Origin of the sequence: Catonella massiliensis (assembly GCF_016651435.1) — a bacterium.
Lineage (GTDB): Bacteria > Bacillota > Clostridia > Lachnospirales > Lachnospiraceae > Catonella > Catonella massiliensis.
The window spans coordinates 2,989,912-3,005,042 of record NZ_JAEPRJ010000001.1; the positions used below are offsets into that span (position 1 = coordinate 2,989,912).

The following is a 15,131-nucleotide window of genomic DNA, read 5'->3' on the forward strand; positions in this document are numbered from 1 at the left end:
TAAATGAATGTATATAGAAATGGTAAATAGAATATAATAAACTTATGGTAGATAAAGTAATATACCCGGTATAGTAGGCTTTAATAAGCTATTATACTGGGTATATATTTATCATATGAATATATCAATATGGAGTTTCATAGTGCATAGCCTCCTTCTCCTGCTGTATGTGCAAGCTGAATTACTGTATTTTTATTATAATAACGGTCTGCTAAGAACAGAAGCTTTTCATATTGCAGCTTAAGTTTGTGTATATGGCTGGCAATAACGGAATACGGATGTTCTGCATCAATGGGAGCTTTATCCAAAAGCTCAAGCGTATCAAGCGTCTGTAAATATGATTTATTCTCAGCAGTAATCTCCGCTTTTGGAGGACGGATTGTTACTCCCAATTTTTTATCCATGCGAGTACAATCTTTTGCCATATTAGTGGCAATAACACGCTCTTTTGGCATTTGTGTTGCAAGCCCTATATCATGAAGGAGGGCAAATCCAGTCTCATATCCTTTGTCTGGTAGCAAATACTTATCAGCTATCAGGCTCTCTTTGTTGATTCCTCTTTCTCCAAACGGAGTGGTAACTGTTCTGAAATAAATTCCTTTCTGGTAGAATCTGAGCTCAGGAATCACTTTAGAATCCATAATGCGTTTCATTGCCACAGCAGTTGCTGCTACAGCATCTTTATCTTTCAAATTAAATTTTTCTGCTAATGAAGCAGCAATTATCTTTGTATATATTGGCATTCCAATCGGCTTTTGCAATAAAAGCTCACGAATATAGTCTGTATAAGTCATAAATTATCCACCTCACTTTGATATGTTTGATGCGAAATATAACAATATAATATGTAAATATTATATCACAATTACAAGATATTTCAACAATGAATTTCATAAGTGACACGAAATGTCACTTATGATGTCACTTATCAGAATAAGATAATGCTATTTAAAATATTTAAATAATGGTCAAAACCCCATAGACCTCCGACCTGTTACACGCTATAATCCCGTTTTCGACAGTAAAAAAATATTAAAAGGCGTAAACCCTTGAAAATTAAAGGATATTACGCCTTTTTAAGTGCTGTAAAAATGTTGTATCCAAAGCTTATCTTAAAATTTTTTACGACATTTTTTATTAAGGTCTTTCGGTAGGAAGTTTTTGCGGTCAAGACCAAGGGCGAATACTCCTTCCAGTGCTGTCAGTGCTTTGGAACCGGTATATTGTGACACATATGCCATGTCAGAGATATTTGCTACCTGCATATTCTGCATTGTTTCAACTATGTTGTGTGTTGTGGGGTAGATTTCTTTATTGAATGAATTCAGTTTGACTTCCAGTAACCTGTAAATCAGCAGGGCTGTATAACAAATCATGAAGTGGGCAATTATTCTTCCTATATTCCTGTGGAAGTACGGTCTTGATGAAAAGTCTGTTTTAAGTATCCTAAAGCAGTCTTCAATCTGATATCTCTGTTCGTTTATTGCGATGATGTCTTTGACATCGTCATCTAAATTTGTTGCTATGGCGTAGAAACCGTCATACTTTTCCTCTTCACGGATTCTGTCATTGTCAATTTCGTATGTGATTTTAACTTTACCAACTTTCTTTATAAAGCGCGTTACGTCATTTGGTCCCTTCTTGTATTCATCAGGATCCATTTTATCAAGGATTGACTTTGCTCTTTCAATCTGGCGGTTTCTGATAAATCTCTGATATTCCATACTTTTTCTTGAAAACGTTATATTTACATGCTGCTTCAGTCATGCCTTGGATTTTATCTTTTTTATCTTACCGTTTTGTAATATTTTTTCCTCATAAAGCCCTACATCTAAGAGGGTGCTTGCTTCGATAACCTTATAAATCTTATATGGGAAAGATGCTAACAAATCTGGAGAATAATCCCATAGTCTGTATTACTTCACAGACAGATGCGATTTGCTCAAAATGCCCTCATAATTTACAGGGAATCTGTGAAGCAGAAAAGAAAGTTACCGGATATGACACAGAAGTTCTTAAAAGATGTGGATTTAAGGATGGAGTTGTTATGCCATATTTAGATTTTAAGAAAGAAGTTTATGAAAAAATTTTACTTTTAAGCAAGCGTGAAGAAATTTGTGGTAATTGCTAGTGGAATGAACTTTGCCGGTTTTAATTAAATAAGTTAAACAAAGACATAAAAAATATTTGTAAAAGCCCATTAAAAGTTATATAATAATCTTGAAAAATAAGGCGTTGAAATAACGCTACTTAAAAGGAAGGGAAAAACTATGAATCCAATTTACATTATTGCTGCTGTTTTAATTTTATGGGTAGTGCTTTTTATACCGTTTATGATTATGAATAGTAAGAGAAAAGCAAAGGCTGGGGCTTTTGCTGAGGGAAACAAAGACAAAGCTGTTATACATCTGTATTGCAAAAATATAAGTATAGATGGACAGAAAGCCTCAGAATTCAGCCCTATAACAGGAGAAAATCTTGAGAAGGTAGTGGCGCTTGAGGCAGGAAATCATTCTTTTGAAGGAATTTTCCAGTCAACAGATATAGGGATGGGAACAAATAAGAACTTAGAATCAGAAAAAGTACAATTTGAGCTCTATTTGGAAAAAGGCCATACTTACTCAGCGGCTATGTATTTATATTCGCCTGAGGATAGAAAAGCATATTATAATGGAGATGTTGGAAAAGATATCTTATCAATTCCTTTAAACAGGTCAGGGGAAGGCCAAAATATAAGTGCTTATATAATTTGCTATGAAGAAGATTAGAAGATTAAGCTTTGATTATATGGAAAGGTTTATATGAGCAATAGCAAAGTGAAAGATTTATTAAAAATCGTAGACCAAAGAAGAAAAATTGATATGGCAAGAGAAACATCAGCTTACAATATTCTTGCAGTAATCGACGAAGAACGAAATGAAGCACAGGCTCACTCAAAAATAATGTATTTTTTGTTAGACAAAGTTTATAATGAAAATGGAGAAAACGATTTTTTAAACTTATTTCTGAAAGAGATTAAAGTACCGAAAAAATATACTGAATGCTTATGGAAAGTATACAGAGAATATGTTTTTGAAGAAGGGAGAATAGATTTTGTAATTGAAACTGAAAATTTTTTGATAGTTATTGAGATGAAAATAGATGCAGAAGATGGATATAGACAGTTAGAAAGCTTCCTGTATACTATAAATAGGTCAAGAGATTGACATAAAAAAATACCTCAAGTAAATTTAGATTATTACTGACCTGCCAGTTGGTAAAATCTAAAAATACAAGAGGTATCTAAAATGAATATTAAAGGCACAAAGAAAAAAAATCAAGTAGTAACAGCAAATATTTTTGAACAGCAGGAGCTTTTGAAAAAAGCGGAGGTGATTAAGGAAAATCTCACAGCTTCAACCTGGCGTGAGTTGGAAACCAATGGTAAGTTCGATAAAAATAAAAAACTCTCTTTTATCAGCGATGACATGCTTATCTTGGGATGTGATGTAGGCAGCGAAACGCACTATGTGAGAGCAATTGATACCAGAGGACGGGAACTCAGTAAGTCCGCATATTCTTTCAACAATGATTATGAGGGATTCCAGAGTGCAAAAGAATGGGCAGTAAAGATAGCTGCTGAACATGATAAGAGTCAGATAGTACTTGGCTTAGAGCCGACCGGTCACTACTGGTTCTGCCTTGCTACCTGGATGATTGCAAATGGAATCAGTGTTGTTCAGGTAAACCCTTATGCTGTTAAGCAGACAAAGGAGGTTGAAGATAACAGCCAGCTCAAGGATGACAGGAAGGATCCAAAACTGATAGCAAATCTTGTCAAGGATGGCAACTTTGGTATGCCATATCTTCCAGAAAAAATCTATGCTGAACTTCGTAGGTTATCCATGTTCAGAGACCAACTGAATGAAGACAGAATTCGAACAATCAACCGGATGCACAGGGAGATGAAGATATATTTCCCGGAGTATAAGGAAGCATTGGGAAAAGTCGATGGAGCATTTAGCCTTGAACTGCTGAAAGAGGCACCATTTCCGGATGAACTGACCGCACTTGGAGAAGAAGGGATAAGACAGATTTGGCATGCTGCTAAACTTAGAGGACGCGGGTACAGCAGAGCCAGAGAAATCTTACAGTACGCAAAAGCAAGTGTTGGGATTAAGGATGGATCTATTGCAAGCAAGGTAGCTGTAAAGTGGTTCGTGCAGAAAATCATGGAACTGGATGTTGAACTTGCTGTTATAGAGAACCAGATCAACCAGAAATGTCAGGAGATACCGCATACAGGTAACGTTCTGGAGATATCTGGGATTGGAGAAAATACACTTTCCGGTATTCTTGCAGAGATGGGAGATATTTCAAGATTTGATGATGTTAAGGAAATACAGAAATTAAGCGGATTAGGCCTTGTGGCATGCAGTTCAGGAAAGCATAAGGGAGAAACCAAAATCAGTCATAGAGGACGCAAACGACTCAGATATTGGTTATTCCAGGCAGCAAAGTCAGCAGTGGCCCATGCAGAGGAATTCAAAGAACTCCATATGTATTATACGACACGAGCCGATAATCCGTTGAAAAAGATGCAGTCATTGATTGTGATAGCCTGCAAGCTTCTGAGGATTATCTATACGATTCTGAATACTGGTACGAAATATGCTCCGAAGAAGATGTTGATGGACATCAGACGTCCGGAAAATAAGGAATCGACTGCAGCGTAAGACAGTCGACAGCAAAATTTATTCCAGAGCCTTGCCGGGTGTCGGATTCTTCCGAGATCGGGCAGGGTTCTGGAAGGAAACCCGATAACGATGGAGTGCTACAAGCGCTACATCATCACAATGACCAGCAAAGCGAGGCAGGGTAAGCGTCCACGGAATATCCGTACCCTGCGGAGTAGACAGGTCAGTAAAATCAAAAAACAAACAAGAGCTGTAGCTTGCAGTAGTTCTCTCCGTAGGGCATGACCCTGTTAGAAAGCTTAGCAGGCACTCGGTGTATGGACAGGTGGGACGAAGGAAGTTGGGATACGATCCCTTTAGACACGGAAGGTTCACCATCATAGTTAACAGAGTATTTATAGCCTTTATAAAGCAAAACAATGGGATGCTTTATAAACCACACTCTCTTTTAGCTGTTCAGTATAAAATACAATGACTGTCATACATTTTTTGCTCTGTTTTACGAGGTAAATATTTAAATAAAAGCCTGAAATTCAATAATTTAGGGCTTGACATTATAGGAAGGTATGATAAATTTTGTAAGAAAAAAGGGAAAGATTATCTCATATATTATTTAACATTGAATGGAAGTATGCCTGAAAAACAAAGCATAGGGAGAATGAATAGTGAAAAGCTTTGCTTAATAAGCTTTGAAAAGCATATTTTGAATTGGCTTCAAGCCTGTATGTACATAGTTGACAATAACAGTTATAGTTACTCTTTTGTAAAACAATATGATGCATCAGTCAGGCATATGCTTGAGCTTGAAGATGAGGTGATGAAGGTGAAAGATTTAATAATAAGTACAGATATGGCAAAGACAGCATTACTTATCAAAAATGGATTTGATGAAAAAATGAAAGAACTTCCTGAGGAATTATTAAAAAATACAACAAAGATTTTAAAACGTAAAAGTAAATTAGATATACAACTTTATGATAATTTTGTTGATATTTACATTGATGAAATAGAATATAGAAAAAAGACATATTATTTATTATTCGAATTGGTCATAGATCATAATCTTTACGCCTGCTTTGGATTTTGTGAATATAGAGAGAGATTTTTGCTACAAACTGAAGCTGAAAAGCTATTTCCTAAATTTTATAAAAGCTGTATAAAACAGATAGAAGAACTAAATCTGCCTCAATTACATTATTCCCCTCGTTCTGTATGGTTTTATATCGAAAATACAAAAGGCTGTAAATTGAATTTTAAGGAAAACAGTGATTCGGTGCTAGAACTTATAGATGAGATGGATGTACAAAGTAAGTATATTGGAGAAAATATATTTTACAATGTATTAAAACCTTTGTCAGGTTATATGAAAAATTAATATGGACTGATATTTTTATGAAAGTCTAAAGCACCTTTAATCCTGGTATGTAAGTCAGATTTTTATTTATCTTGCAAAGACCTATTAGAATTATATTACAACACTCAAAATGATAATGGAGTATTGTGTAGATAATGATATACTAAAGGATATACTTTTAGTAAAGAAGAAGGAGGTCGAAGACATTATGATGACTGTATTTTCGCAAGAGCAGGCAATGGAATTTGTATTAAAAGCAAGATATAGAGAAGGGATAAAGCAAGGAATAGAACAAGGCAAATCGATGGGTAAATATGAAAACTCATTACAAATTGTAAAGAAAATGAAGGATAGCAAGATGGACAATGAACTTATAATGAAATTTACCGGACTTAGTGAAGATGAGGTGTCTAAGCTATAGGGAATATTTTGCTTTTAGAAATATTTTATTGAAGAAAGATATTATAGAAAACAAGGCAGTAAACTAAGAGGTTTGCTGTCTTTTTATTTTATAAGAAATTCCTCCATTTTCAGTGATGTAAAGGCATTTAAACCAGTAATGCCCGCCAATATGCGGGCATAGAAAACAAGGCGGTGCGAGGTTAAATGATATAAAACCTTCTTTACCTACATCGTAAGTGTCTTCATCGTTTAGAAAGTAATCCTTGTCAAGTAAGTATCTAACACTCATGTGACGGATGTCCTCGCTGGTAATGCCTTTCGGCGGATTGAGAATATATCTGTACCATACAACTTATATGTGTTAAAATAATTAAAATCGTAGCAGATAAAGAGGTGGTAGCTATATGAATAATGAAATAGATAAAATTCATAAAGATGTTTATAGCAGCATTAAAGAATTGATGGATAATGCAAGAAATAGTGTTGCAAAAGAAGTTAATAATATCCTCATTCAAACTTATTGGGAGATTGGGCGAATTATCATAGAAGATGAACAGGGAAATTCTGATAGAGCCGAGTATGGAAAACAGTTAATAACAGACTTATCAAAGAGGCTTACCAAAGAATATGGAAAGGGATTTTCAAAATCCAACTTATTTAATATGAGAAATTTCTATTTGAGTTTTCCGATTTTCCAGACAGTGTCTGGAAAATTAAGTTGGTCGCATTATTGTGAATTACTTTCCATAAGCGATGAGAAGAAAAGAAGTTTTTATGAAAAAAAAACGGTAAGTGCGAACTGGTCTGTAAGAGAGCTAAAAAGGCAAATAAAAACATCATTATTTGAGAGATTATTGCTATCAAGTGGAGATGAAAATAAAGAAAAAGTATTAGATTTAGCTCTAAAGGGAAATGAAATAGCTACTCCAAGTGATGTAATAAAAGATCCGTATGTATTTGAATTTTTAGGATTGCCTGAAGAAAAGCCAATTATGGAAAGTGATTTAGAAAAAGCCCTAATAACTCATATTGAAAAATTCTTGCTTGAACTTGGCAAAGGATTTATGTATGTAGGCTCACAACAAAGGGTAACACTTGGAAATACCCACTATTATGTTGATATGGTATTTTACAATAAAATTCTAAGAAGCTATGTTCTGATTGAGTTAAAAACAGGAAAGCTAATGCCGGAAGCAGTAGGACAGCTTAATATGTACCTTAACTACTATAAAGCCGAAGTTAATGATGAAATGGATAATGAACCTATTGGAATTATCCTTTGTACTGATAAAGACAGTATACAGGCAGAATATGCACTTGGCAGTTTATCCAATAAGATATTTGCTTCTAAGTATACGCTATATATTCCGGATAGAGAACAATTAGAAGAACAGGTAGAAAGAGTAGTAAAGGAATACAAGAAAAAATAAAGAACCAAAGCGACATGTCTCTGGCGCTTTGGCTGACGCTTTGGCACACAAGATTGTCCTTCAAGGTCTTTCTCAATATAGCTATGATAAATAGCTTAAATATTGTAGCAGGCTGTTGAATACTTGTCACGGTTAGTGGCAAATTTACTGGTAAAAGTAAAGCTATTGTTAGTGTATAATTATAATTGGCAATAGCAAAAAAAGAAGGGGTTGCCCCCTTCCCAATCATACAGTCTTGTTTGTGATACAAAAAAATAAAAAAACAATGATAAAAGAAAAAGTAAGGAAATTTGCCAACGAGTACTTGACACAAACTTTCAAATAACACATATTTGTTTGGCGGAGAATAAGACTTTAAACTTATGTTTTAACAGGGTATAATGAAATATAAATTAGAAGTTATCGAGGTGAAATATGCAAGATAAAAAAGGTTTTGATTTATGGGCAGATGATTATGATAAGAGTGTAGGTTTGTCTGACAAATATGGCTCGTATCCTTTTGCAGGCTACAAATCTATTCTTAATGTAATCTATAATCGTGTAATTTGTTCATCAGCGAAGACTGTCTTAGATATTGGGTTTGGAACAGCAGTACTGACTTCAAGATTATATGAAAACGGCTGTACGATTTACGGACAAGATTTTTCAGATAGAATGATTGAAATTGCAAAAGAGAAAATGCCTAAAGCAAGTTTGTATGAAGGCGATTTTTCCAATGGCTTGGTGGAGCCGATACAGAAACAAAAGTATGACGCGATTATTGCTACATATTCTCTCCATCATCTTACAGACTTTCAAAAAGTAGATTTTATTACATCATTATTTAAGCTGTTGAACGAGGGAGGATGTATATATATCGGAGATATAGCATTTGAAACTCGGTCATTACTTCAAGAATGTATGCGGATTGCGGCAGATGAATGGGACGATGATGAAATGTATTTTGTATGGGATGAGCTAAAAGGTCAATTTCCAGAAATGCGATTTGAAAAAATGTCTGACTGTGCAGGACTTATCACCTGGCAAAAATAACTTACAGGTTATAGAGCTAACAAATAACATAGCTATCTCTTATAGTTGAAAAAGGCTGATATGGTGACAGAAGTATACAGCCACATATTTGATGAGGACAGAAGAAAGAATGCACAACTGATAGAGGCTGCCTTTTATAATAAGAAAAACATCAATCCGGATATGAAGGGACAGATGGGAGAAAGCAAAGAGAATGAAAATAAGATAACAATACCTGAAGGAGTGGATGCGAACCTTCTGATGAAGGTACTTGGCAACCTGTAAATGGCAGCCCTGATTACAAGCCTTGCTAAGACTATGAAGGAGTAGGGATATAAGGAAAAAGAGCGATACTTTATGGATAGAAATATCCGTGGAGTATCGTTTTTTCTATTATTATGCAGGTGATACATCTGTTATATTTAAGAATTGTGTGATAAAATAACTAGAAACAGATAAATTGGTATTATGTTTGAATATGTATGAGGTAATGACATTATGGAGTTATTATTAGAAGGAAAACCTAATGATTCTGAACTTTGTTCAATTCTCAATAAGTTAATATTAAGTTGGGAATCTGAAGTTGTAGAATTTAAAGAGGCAGGAAAAGACTATGACAAAAATAAGATAGGCCAATATTTTTCTGCAATCAGCAATGAAGCTAATCTTAAAGGACTCCAGCATGGCTGGCTGGTGTTTGGTGTCAGAAATAAGGATAGAATGATAGTTGGCTCAGATTACCGTAACAGTAAAGGACTGGATGTCCTTAAACAGGAAATTTCGGTGGGAACAACAGGAGGGATATCTTTTATAGAAATATATGAAGTTTATCCGCTTGCAGATGGTGAAAAAAAGAGAGTAATTTTATTTCAAATTCCTGCTGCAACAACTGCAACACCTACCGGATGGAATGATCATTTTTATGGCAGGAATGGTGAGTCATTAGGGGCACTATCAGTTGACGAAATTGACAGAATCAGGGGACAAGAAAAAAAGGACTGGTCTAAACAGATAGTTCTGGGGGCAACAATTAAGCACTTAGATAAAAATGCAATTGAGCTTGCACGAGAAAATTATAAGAAAAAGATGAATAAGCAGTATATTAGTGAAGAAGTAGATCAGATGTCTGATGAACAGTTCTTAAAAAAATTGAAGTTAATGATAGATGGAAGGCTTACTAATGCAGCTATGCTGTTATTAGGCAACGAAGATTATGATTACCTGTTTCAATCGGTACCAGAGGCATCATGGAGGACATATGATTCAAAGAATGATGTAAATGATTATGAAATATTTAAGATTCCATATATTACCCTGAGCGAAAGGCTATTCGGGAAAATAAGGAATCTCACTTACCGGTACATGCCTAATCAGCTTACTCTCTTTCCAACTGAAACAAAGCAGTATGATATGTGGCTATTGAGGGAGCTGTTGAACAATTGCATCGCACATTCAGAGTATACTTATGGCGGAAGGATATACTTAAATGAGTTTGAAGACAGAATTATTTTAACAAATCCCGGTTCTTTTTTACCGGGAAGAATAGAGCCAATATTAAATCCGGGATATAATCCTCCATTTTACCGCAACCAATTGTTGGCAGAGACAATGGTTAAATTAAATATGATTGATTCACAGTCTACGGGAATACGGAGGGTGTTTAGAATACAAAAAGAGAGATACTTTCCGCTTCCGGATTATGACTTTTCTAACCGCCAGCAAGTTAAGGTATGTATATACGGAAGAATTCTTGATGAAAATTATTCGCAGATATTGTTCAAGAATCCTGATTTTGACTTAGAAACAGTATTTTTAATTGACTGCGTACAAAAGGGAATTAAGATTGATAAAGATGCAGTGAAGTACTTAAGAAAGCTAAAGATAATAGAGGGAAAGATACCTAATGTATTCTTGTCTGCCACTATATCGGAAACTATTGGAGAAAAAGACCGGTATGTAAAAAATAAAGCTTTTGATGATCAATACTATAAAGATTTGATTGTAAAATATTTAGCGCAATATGGAAGCGCAAGGAGAAAAGATATTCAAACTCTTTTATGGGATAAGCTTCCAAGCATTATGGCGGATAAGCAAAAAGAGGATAAGATTAGAAACTTACTTACTTCTTTGCGAAAACAAGGTATCATAAGGACTGATTCAAGTAATCAACAAAAATCATCTTGGATTTTGACAGATAAAATTAAACAAGGTAAGTGAAATTTAAACGAGGTTTAAACAAGGTTTAAACGAGAAAAGAAAACTAAAAATCATATAAAGCCCGAAAGAATGGGATTTTTTTCTCGTTTAACTACAGCAAAACAAAGAAATTTAAACGGAAATTTAAACGAGAAGGTTAAACCGAAAGTTGAGGAGCGGTGAAATTATATAATAAAAATAATGGTCAAAACCCTATCGACATCCGACCTAATTAACGCTATAATATATTTAATCTAATAAGAAAACAGAGCAATCATTGTTGCAAGCTTTTTGACAATGGTAGACATAGGCATGAACTCTATGGAACTGAATGGTTATATCCTTTCGGTGCTTCGGGCACTGGACAAGCACCGTCAGGTACTTTTACAAGGGATAAAACAGGTTTTCTTATTTTGACAGAGAATGACAGGAAAGTTAGAAAACAAGCTACTTTCATTGACTTATGTTGACAGATAATATTAGTAAATTACAGTACAAACCTTAGCTCCTAAGCTGTAGCCCGGGGTTCGATTCCCGCAGGGAACATTTATTGTAAGCGGTAATGAAGATAGGTCATTGCTGCTTTTTTCATGCAAAAATCGCATTTTCGGTGACAGATTTGTCAGTGAAAAGCAGAATACCAGAATGATTTTGTCAGCGGGAAAACCTGAAATGATTCTTGCGACCACTATCCTATTCTATATTGTTTGTATATTTGCCGGAATATACGGTCTTGCTGCCGAATTTGTTAATTTTATTGCTATGGTAGGAGTAATTATGTTACTATTTTCACGGGATTGGCTACAGTTAGGCATTACAATATCAATTCTTGTAGTAAGCTACCTTATGCTTGATACTTGGGGAGTTGTCATTTTGTTTATTGCAAAAATCAGAGGTATTTACAGACATTCTTATTGCGTGATGAATTATGTTTGTTGAGTATGTAATAAGACTTTAAATTTATGTTTTTACAGAGTATAATGAGATGCAGAATAAAATTTGATAAATTAAGTTAATCGTGCCATATGGCTTGATTATAAATGCAAAGATAAAAACGCAACGTACATCTATGATGTATTAGAGCCGGTAGGTAGCCCGGCCGTCCTATGTAAATAGGGTAAGTAACCTTCCCCTCCGGGTTGTCCATTCTTTGTTCAATAATTATTTTAGGAGGGATTCTTATGAACAAAGTAAGTGGAAAACTGACAGTATATTTTGAGGAACCGTTTTGGATAGGTGTATTTGAGCATATCGAAGATGGTAAACTGTCTGTGGCAAAGGTAATATTTGGTGCAGAGCCAAAAGATTACGAAGTGCAGGAATATATTCAAAAATACTATTCCGATTTGAAATTCAGCATGGCTGTTGATACTGCTGTAAAGGATATAAGCAGAAATCCGAAAAGGATGCAGCGTCAGGCAAGAAAACAGATGCTGAAAAAAGGCATCGGCACAAAATCACAACAGCTATTGAAATTACAGCATGAACAGAATAAACAGGAGAGTAAAGAGATAAGCCACAAGAAAAAAGAGACAGAAGAACATATAATGTTTGAACTGAAACAGCAAAAGAAAAAAGAAAGGCATAAGGGACATTAGAGATTCTTGGCTTTTCGATCAAATTTGAAGTTATGGAGGTGATGAAATGATTAGAAAAATAAAAAAAGAAGATGCTCAATCTATACAGGAAATATGTGATATTTCTTTAGGATATACTGTTTCTACAGAGTTAGTAGAGAATCAAATCACAAAACTATCAGCTGATAAAAAGCATCATGTGATTTATGTTTATGAGGATGAGGATTTACATAAAGTTGTTGGATTTATACATGCTGAAATATATGAGTGTCTTTATTCAGATTGTGGATTAAATATTCTAGGATTAGCTGTCTTACCAGAGTTTCAAGGAAGAAGCATTGGGAAAAAATTGATGAATCATTTAGAAATGGATTCTCGACAAAAATTAATTAAGTTTATCAGGTTAAACTCAGGAGAAGCGAGAACAGAAGCACATAAATTCTATAAGAATATAGGATATGTATGTGATAAGACGCAAAAGAGATTTATTAAAATTTTCGAATAAGTCAATTCCAGTTTGTTTGGTGCAAAGGATAATTGAAGAGCTGAAATCCAACCCTGCAATTTCTCAGAAAGAAATAGCAGGAAGTACAAGAAGAACAATACAGAGAAAAATGGAAGAACTTGTTAAGGACAATGTGATTGAGCGTGTAGGCGGCAAGCGCTATGGTCACTGGCAGATTATGAAATAGATTTATATTTACGCATACAAAGAGCTCTCAACAGCAAAAAGTTGAGGAGCGGTGGAATTATATAATAAAAATAATGGTCAAAACCATATCGACATCCGACCTGTTACACGCTATAATATATTTAATCTAAAAATAAGACAGAGCAATCATTGTTGCAAGCTTTTTGGCACAGATTTACAGGAAAGTTAGAAAACAAGCTACTTTCACCCACCTATGTTGACAGATAATATTAGTAAATTACAGTACAAACCTTAGCTCCTAAACTGTAGCCCGGGGTTCGATTCCCGCAGGGAACATTCATTGTAAGCGGTAAAAAAAATCAAATATATACTTATAAAAACAAGGAGGTTGAGATGAATTTAAAAAGTAATAATTATCCATCCATTGAATATGAAAAAGGAGAAGAAATTTTTTTGTCACCAGAGGAAATTAATAGTTCTTTTTACTTTGATGTTGAAGAGGAATTAACCTCAAATGATGAGGCTATGGCAATTGTAGCCTCTATGATAGATGAAGTGGATACATTAGTAGAAACAGCTAAAGATTTTTTGAAAAATACATTATCGAATGAGGAAAATGAATACTATGGCACTGTTGCATATTTTATGGAATATCATAGAGATGAAATGGATGCTGATACGGTATTGGAGCTGTTTCCTTCAAGTAATGTTGATACAATAACATTTATAGAAATGGTAGATTTTTTAAAAATGATACGTTTTGGGAGCTTAATTGATAATAAAACAAATCAGCAAGCTTTTATTATGGATTTAAGTTTTAATCCGGAATTAACAGATGAACTGATGGTTATTTATTTTAATTTAGAAAAACAGGTGTATTATGTAACACATGAAAGCTGATCTAAATAAAAAATAGATAACAGTCATCATATAATATTTCAAAAAACAGAAAAGAAAGTACATGAACAATAGCATAACTTAATACCCATAATTGCTGAATTACCGGAAAGACTGATAAAGAGTATGTAAAAGGGGATTGGCATTTTGCGCCGTTAATAAATGTAAACTCGGGAGATGTGGTAACTGTTCTGATAATGAAGTAGCAATTGTCTTTGTATATATTGGCATTCCAACCGGCTTTTGCAATAAAAGTTCACGAATATAGCCTGGGATTAGATTCTCATAGGTAACTAATAGTTAGAGCAGTCGTAATAAAGAACCTTATCATTACTAGTTCCTAAAAATGGCTATTTTTATAAACCTCAGCTTGAATCATGTCATACTCAGAGCCTAAGACACAAGAGCCCTGTAGACATCATGAAGTTCATAAGTCGGTTTTTCTAAAAAATCAGATGCAGTCTTAAAAGAGGAGCGTATACTTGCAGGCTCTAAAACTCTGGCATAAATCAGGTCTGCAAGAATCTTGTTTATATCATACTTAAACTTATGCTTTAGTTTTAATTTACGGCAGAATTTATTAAGCCTGAACTTATAATACAAAGACTGTATAAAGAGATATTTTTTAATTTATAACTGTCAAAGTTCCGAGGATGGCTTATCATGCGATACACAAAAAGTATCAGAGGAACATGCCATAGTTTCAGCTGATATTACGATAGATAGAGGATTGTAACTGGATGTATATAGAAATGATAAAAAGAAAAAAGGAAAAACATTTTTTGTGTCTACTTTTCTTGACTGCTACATGACTGCTACATACTTGAAACAAAACTTTGAAGAAATGTATGTTTTTAGAAAAATAAACTTTGAATAAATGTATAAAAACTGTAAAACAAATATTGAAGAAATGTAAAAAATCTGATAATATACCTA

Annotated in this window: 18 protein-coding genes and 1 pseudogene; 15 read left to right on the top strand and 4 right to left on the bottom strand. The window is 34.2% G+C overall.

The features are described 5' to 3' along the window. Positions 1–137: 137 nt before the first annotated feature. The gene (locus tag JJN12_RS13420; RefSeq protein WP_208430158.1) at positions 138–794 is read right to left on the bottom strand and encodes a hypothetical protein; all 657 of its coding nucleotides are present in this window, start codon (positions 792–794) and stop codon (positions 138–140) included. 318 nt (positions 795–1,112) lie between these two features. After that, on the bottom strand, positions 1,113–1,763 hold the full coding sequence (locus tag JJN12_RS13425; protein ID WP_456298510.1) for an IS1634 family transposase: 651 nt from the start codon (positions 1,761–1,763) through the stop codon (positions 1,113–1,115). A 116-nt stretch (positions 1,764–1,879) separates the two neighbouring features. Between JJN12_RS13425 and JJN12_RS13430 the strand changes: the two genes are divergently transcribed. The 6 genes from JJN12_RS13430 to JJN12_RS13455 all read left to right on the top strand — a co-directional run bounded on the left by JJN12_RS13430 (position 1,880) and on the right by JJN12_RS13455 (position 6,451). Then, entirely contained in the window at positions 1,880–2,131 is a 252-nt protein-coding gene (locus JJN12_RS13430; protein ID WP_208430160.1) for a DUF1284 domain-containing protein, read from the top strand. Between the two features lie 139 nt (positions 2,132–2,270). After that, positions 2,271–2,768, top strand: a complete 498-nt coding sequence (locus tag JJN12_RS13435) for a hypothetical protein (protein WP_208430161.1) — start codon at positions 2,271–2,273, stop codon at positions 2,766–2,768. A 33-nt stretch (positions 2,769–2,801) separates the two neighbouring features. Next, positions 2,802–3,206: a PD-(D/E)XK nuclease family protein gene (locus JJN12_RS13440; RefSeq protein ID WP_208430162.1), complete on the top strand. Its 405-nt coding sequence runs from the start codon at positions 2,802–2,804 to the stop codon at positions 3,204–3,206. Positions 3,207–3,287: 81 nt separating this feature from the next. Beyond that, entirely contained in the window at positions 3,288–4,715 is a 1,428-nt protein-coding gene (locus tag JJN12_RS13445; protein ID WP_208430163.1) for an IS110 family RNA-guided transposase, read from the top strand. A gap of 517 nt (positions 4,716–5,232) precedes the next feature. Beyond that, positions 5,233–6,051, top strand: a complete 819-nt coding sequence (locus tag JJN12_RS13450; RefSeq protein ID WP_328706825.1) for a PD-(D/E)XK nuclease family protein — start codon at positions 5,233–5,235, stop codon at positions 6,049–6,051. Positions 6,052–6,166: 115 nt separating this feature from the next. After that, a complete protein-coding gene (locus JJN12_RS13455; protein ID WP_208430164.1) occupies positions 6,167–6,451 on the top strand; it encodes an RpnC/YadD family protein in 285 nt (94 codons plus the stop codon). A 63-nt stretch (positions 6,452–6,514) separates the two neighbouring features. Here JJN12_RS13455 and JJN12_RS13460 read toward each other — a convergent pair whose 3' ends face one another. Continuing rightward, a complete protein-coding gene (locus tag JJN12_RS13460) occupies positions 6,515–6,721 on the bottom strand; it encodes a hypothetical protein (RefSeq protein ID WP_208430165.1) in 207 nt (68 codons plus the stop codon). Between the two features lie 115 nt (positions 6,722–6,836). Between JJN12_RS13460 and JJN12_RS13465 the strand changes: the two genes are divergently transcribed. The 9 genes from JJN12_RS13465 to JJN12_RS13505 all read left to right on the top strand — a co-directional run bounded on the left by JJN12_RS13465 (position 6,837) and on the right by JJN12_RS13505 (position 14,198). Further along, on the top strand, positions 6,837–7,862 hold the full coding sequence (locus JJN12_RS13465; protein ID WP_208430166.1) for a PDDEXK nuclease domain-containing protein: 1,026 nt from the start codon (positions 6,837–6,839) through the stop codon (positions 7,860–7,862). Positions 7,863–8,276: 414 nt separating this feature from the next. After that, a complete protein-coding gene (locus tag JJN12_RS13470) occupies positions 8,277–8,894 on the top strand; it encodes a class I SAM-dependent methyltransferase (protein ID WP_208430167.1) in 618 nt (205 codons plus the stop codon). A 60-nt stretch (positions 8,895–8,954) separates the two neighbouring features. Then, positions 8,955–9,158, top strand: a complete 204-nt coding sequence (locus JJN12_RS13475) for a hypothetical protein (RefSeq protein WP_208430168.1) — start codon at positions 8,955–8,957, stop codon at positions 9,156–9,158. Positions 9,159–9,371: 213 nt separating this feature from the next. Beyond that, positions 9,372–11,090, top strand: a complete 1,719-nt coding sequence (locus JJN12_RS13480) for an ATP-binding protein (RefSeq protein ID WP_208430169.1) — start codon at positions 9,372–9,374, stop codon at positions 11,088–11,090. Between the two features lie 624 nt (positions 11,091–11,714). Then, on the top strand, positions 11,715–12,008 hold the full coding sequence (locus JJN12_RS13485; RefSeq protein WP_208430170.1) for a hypothetical protein: 294 nt from the start codon (positions 11,715–11,717) through the stop codon (positions 12,006–12,008). A 242-nt stretch (positions 12,009–12,250) separates the two neighbouring features. Further along, entirely contained in the window at positions 12,251–12,667 is a 417-nt protein-coding gene (locus JJN12_RS13490) for a YjdF family protein (protein WP_208430171.1), read from the top strand. A 46-nt stretch (positions 12,668–12,713) separates the two neighbouring features. Next, positions 12,714–13,151, top strand: coding sequence for a GNAT family N-acetyltransferase (locus JJN12_RS13495; protein WP_208430172.1), 438 nt, complete (start codon positions 12,714–12,716; stop codon positions 13,149–13,151). Between the two features lie 19 nt (positions 13,152–13,170). Next, a complete protein-coding gene (locus JJN12_RS13500; protein ID WP_208430173.1) occupies positions 13,171–13,338 on the top strand; it encodes a putative DNA binding domain-containing protein in 168 nt (55 codons plus the stop codon). Positions 13,339–13,691: 353 nt separating this feature from the next. Then, entirely contained in the window at positions 13,692–14,198 is a 507-nt protein-coding gene (locus JJN12_RS13505; protein WP_208430174.1) for a DUF2004 domain-containing protein, read from the top strand. Positions 14,199–14,491: 293 nt separating this feature from the next. Here the strand turns inward: JJN12_RS13505 and JJN12_RS14675 are convergent. Further along, a pseudogene (locus tag JJN12_RS14675) lies at positions 14,492–14,816 on the bottom strand (IS1634 family transposase); the annotation flags it as partial. Positions 14,817–15,131: the final 315 nt, after the last annotated feature.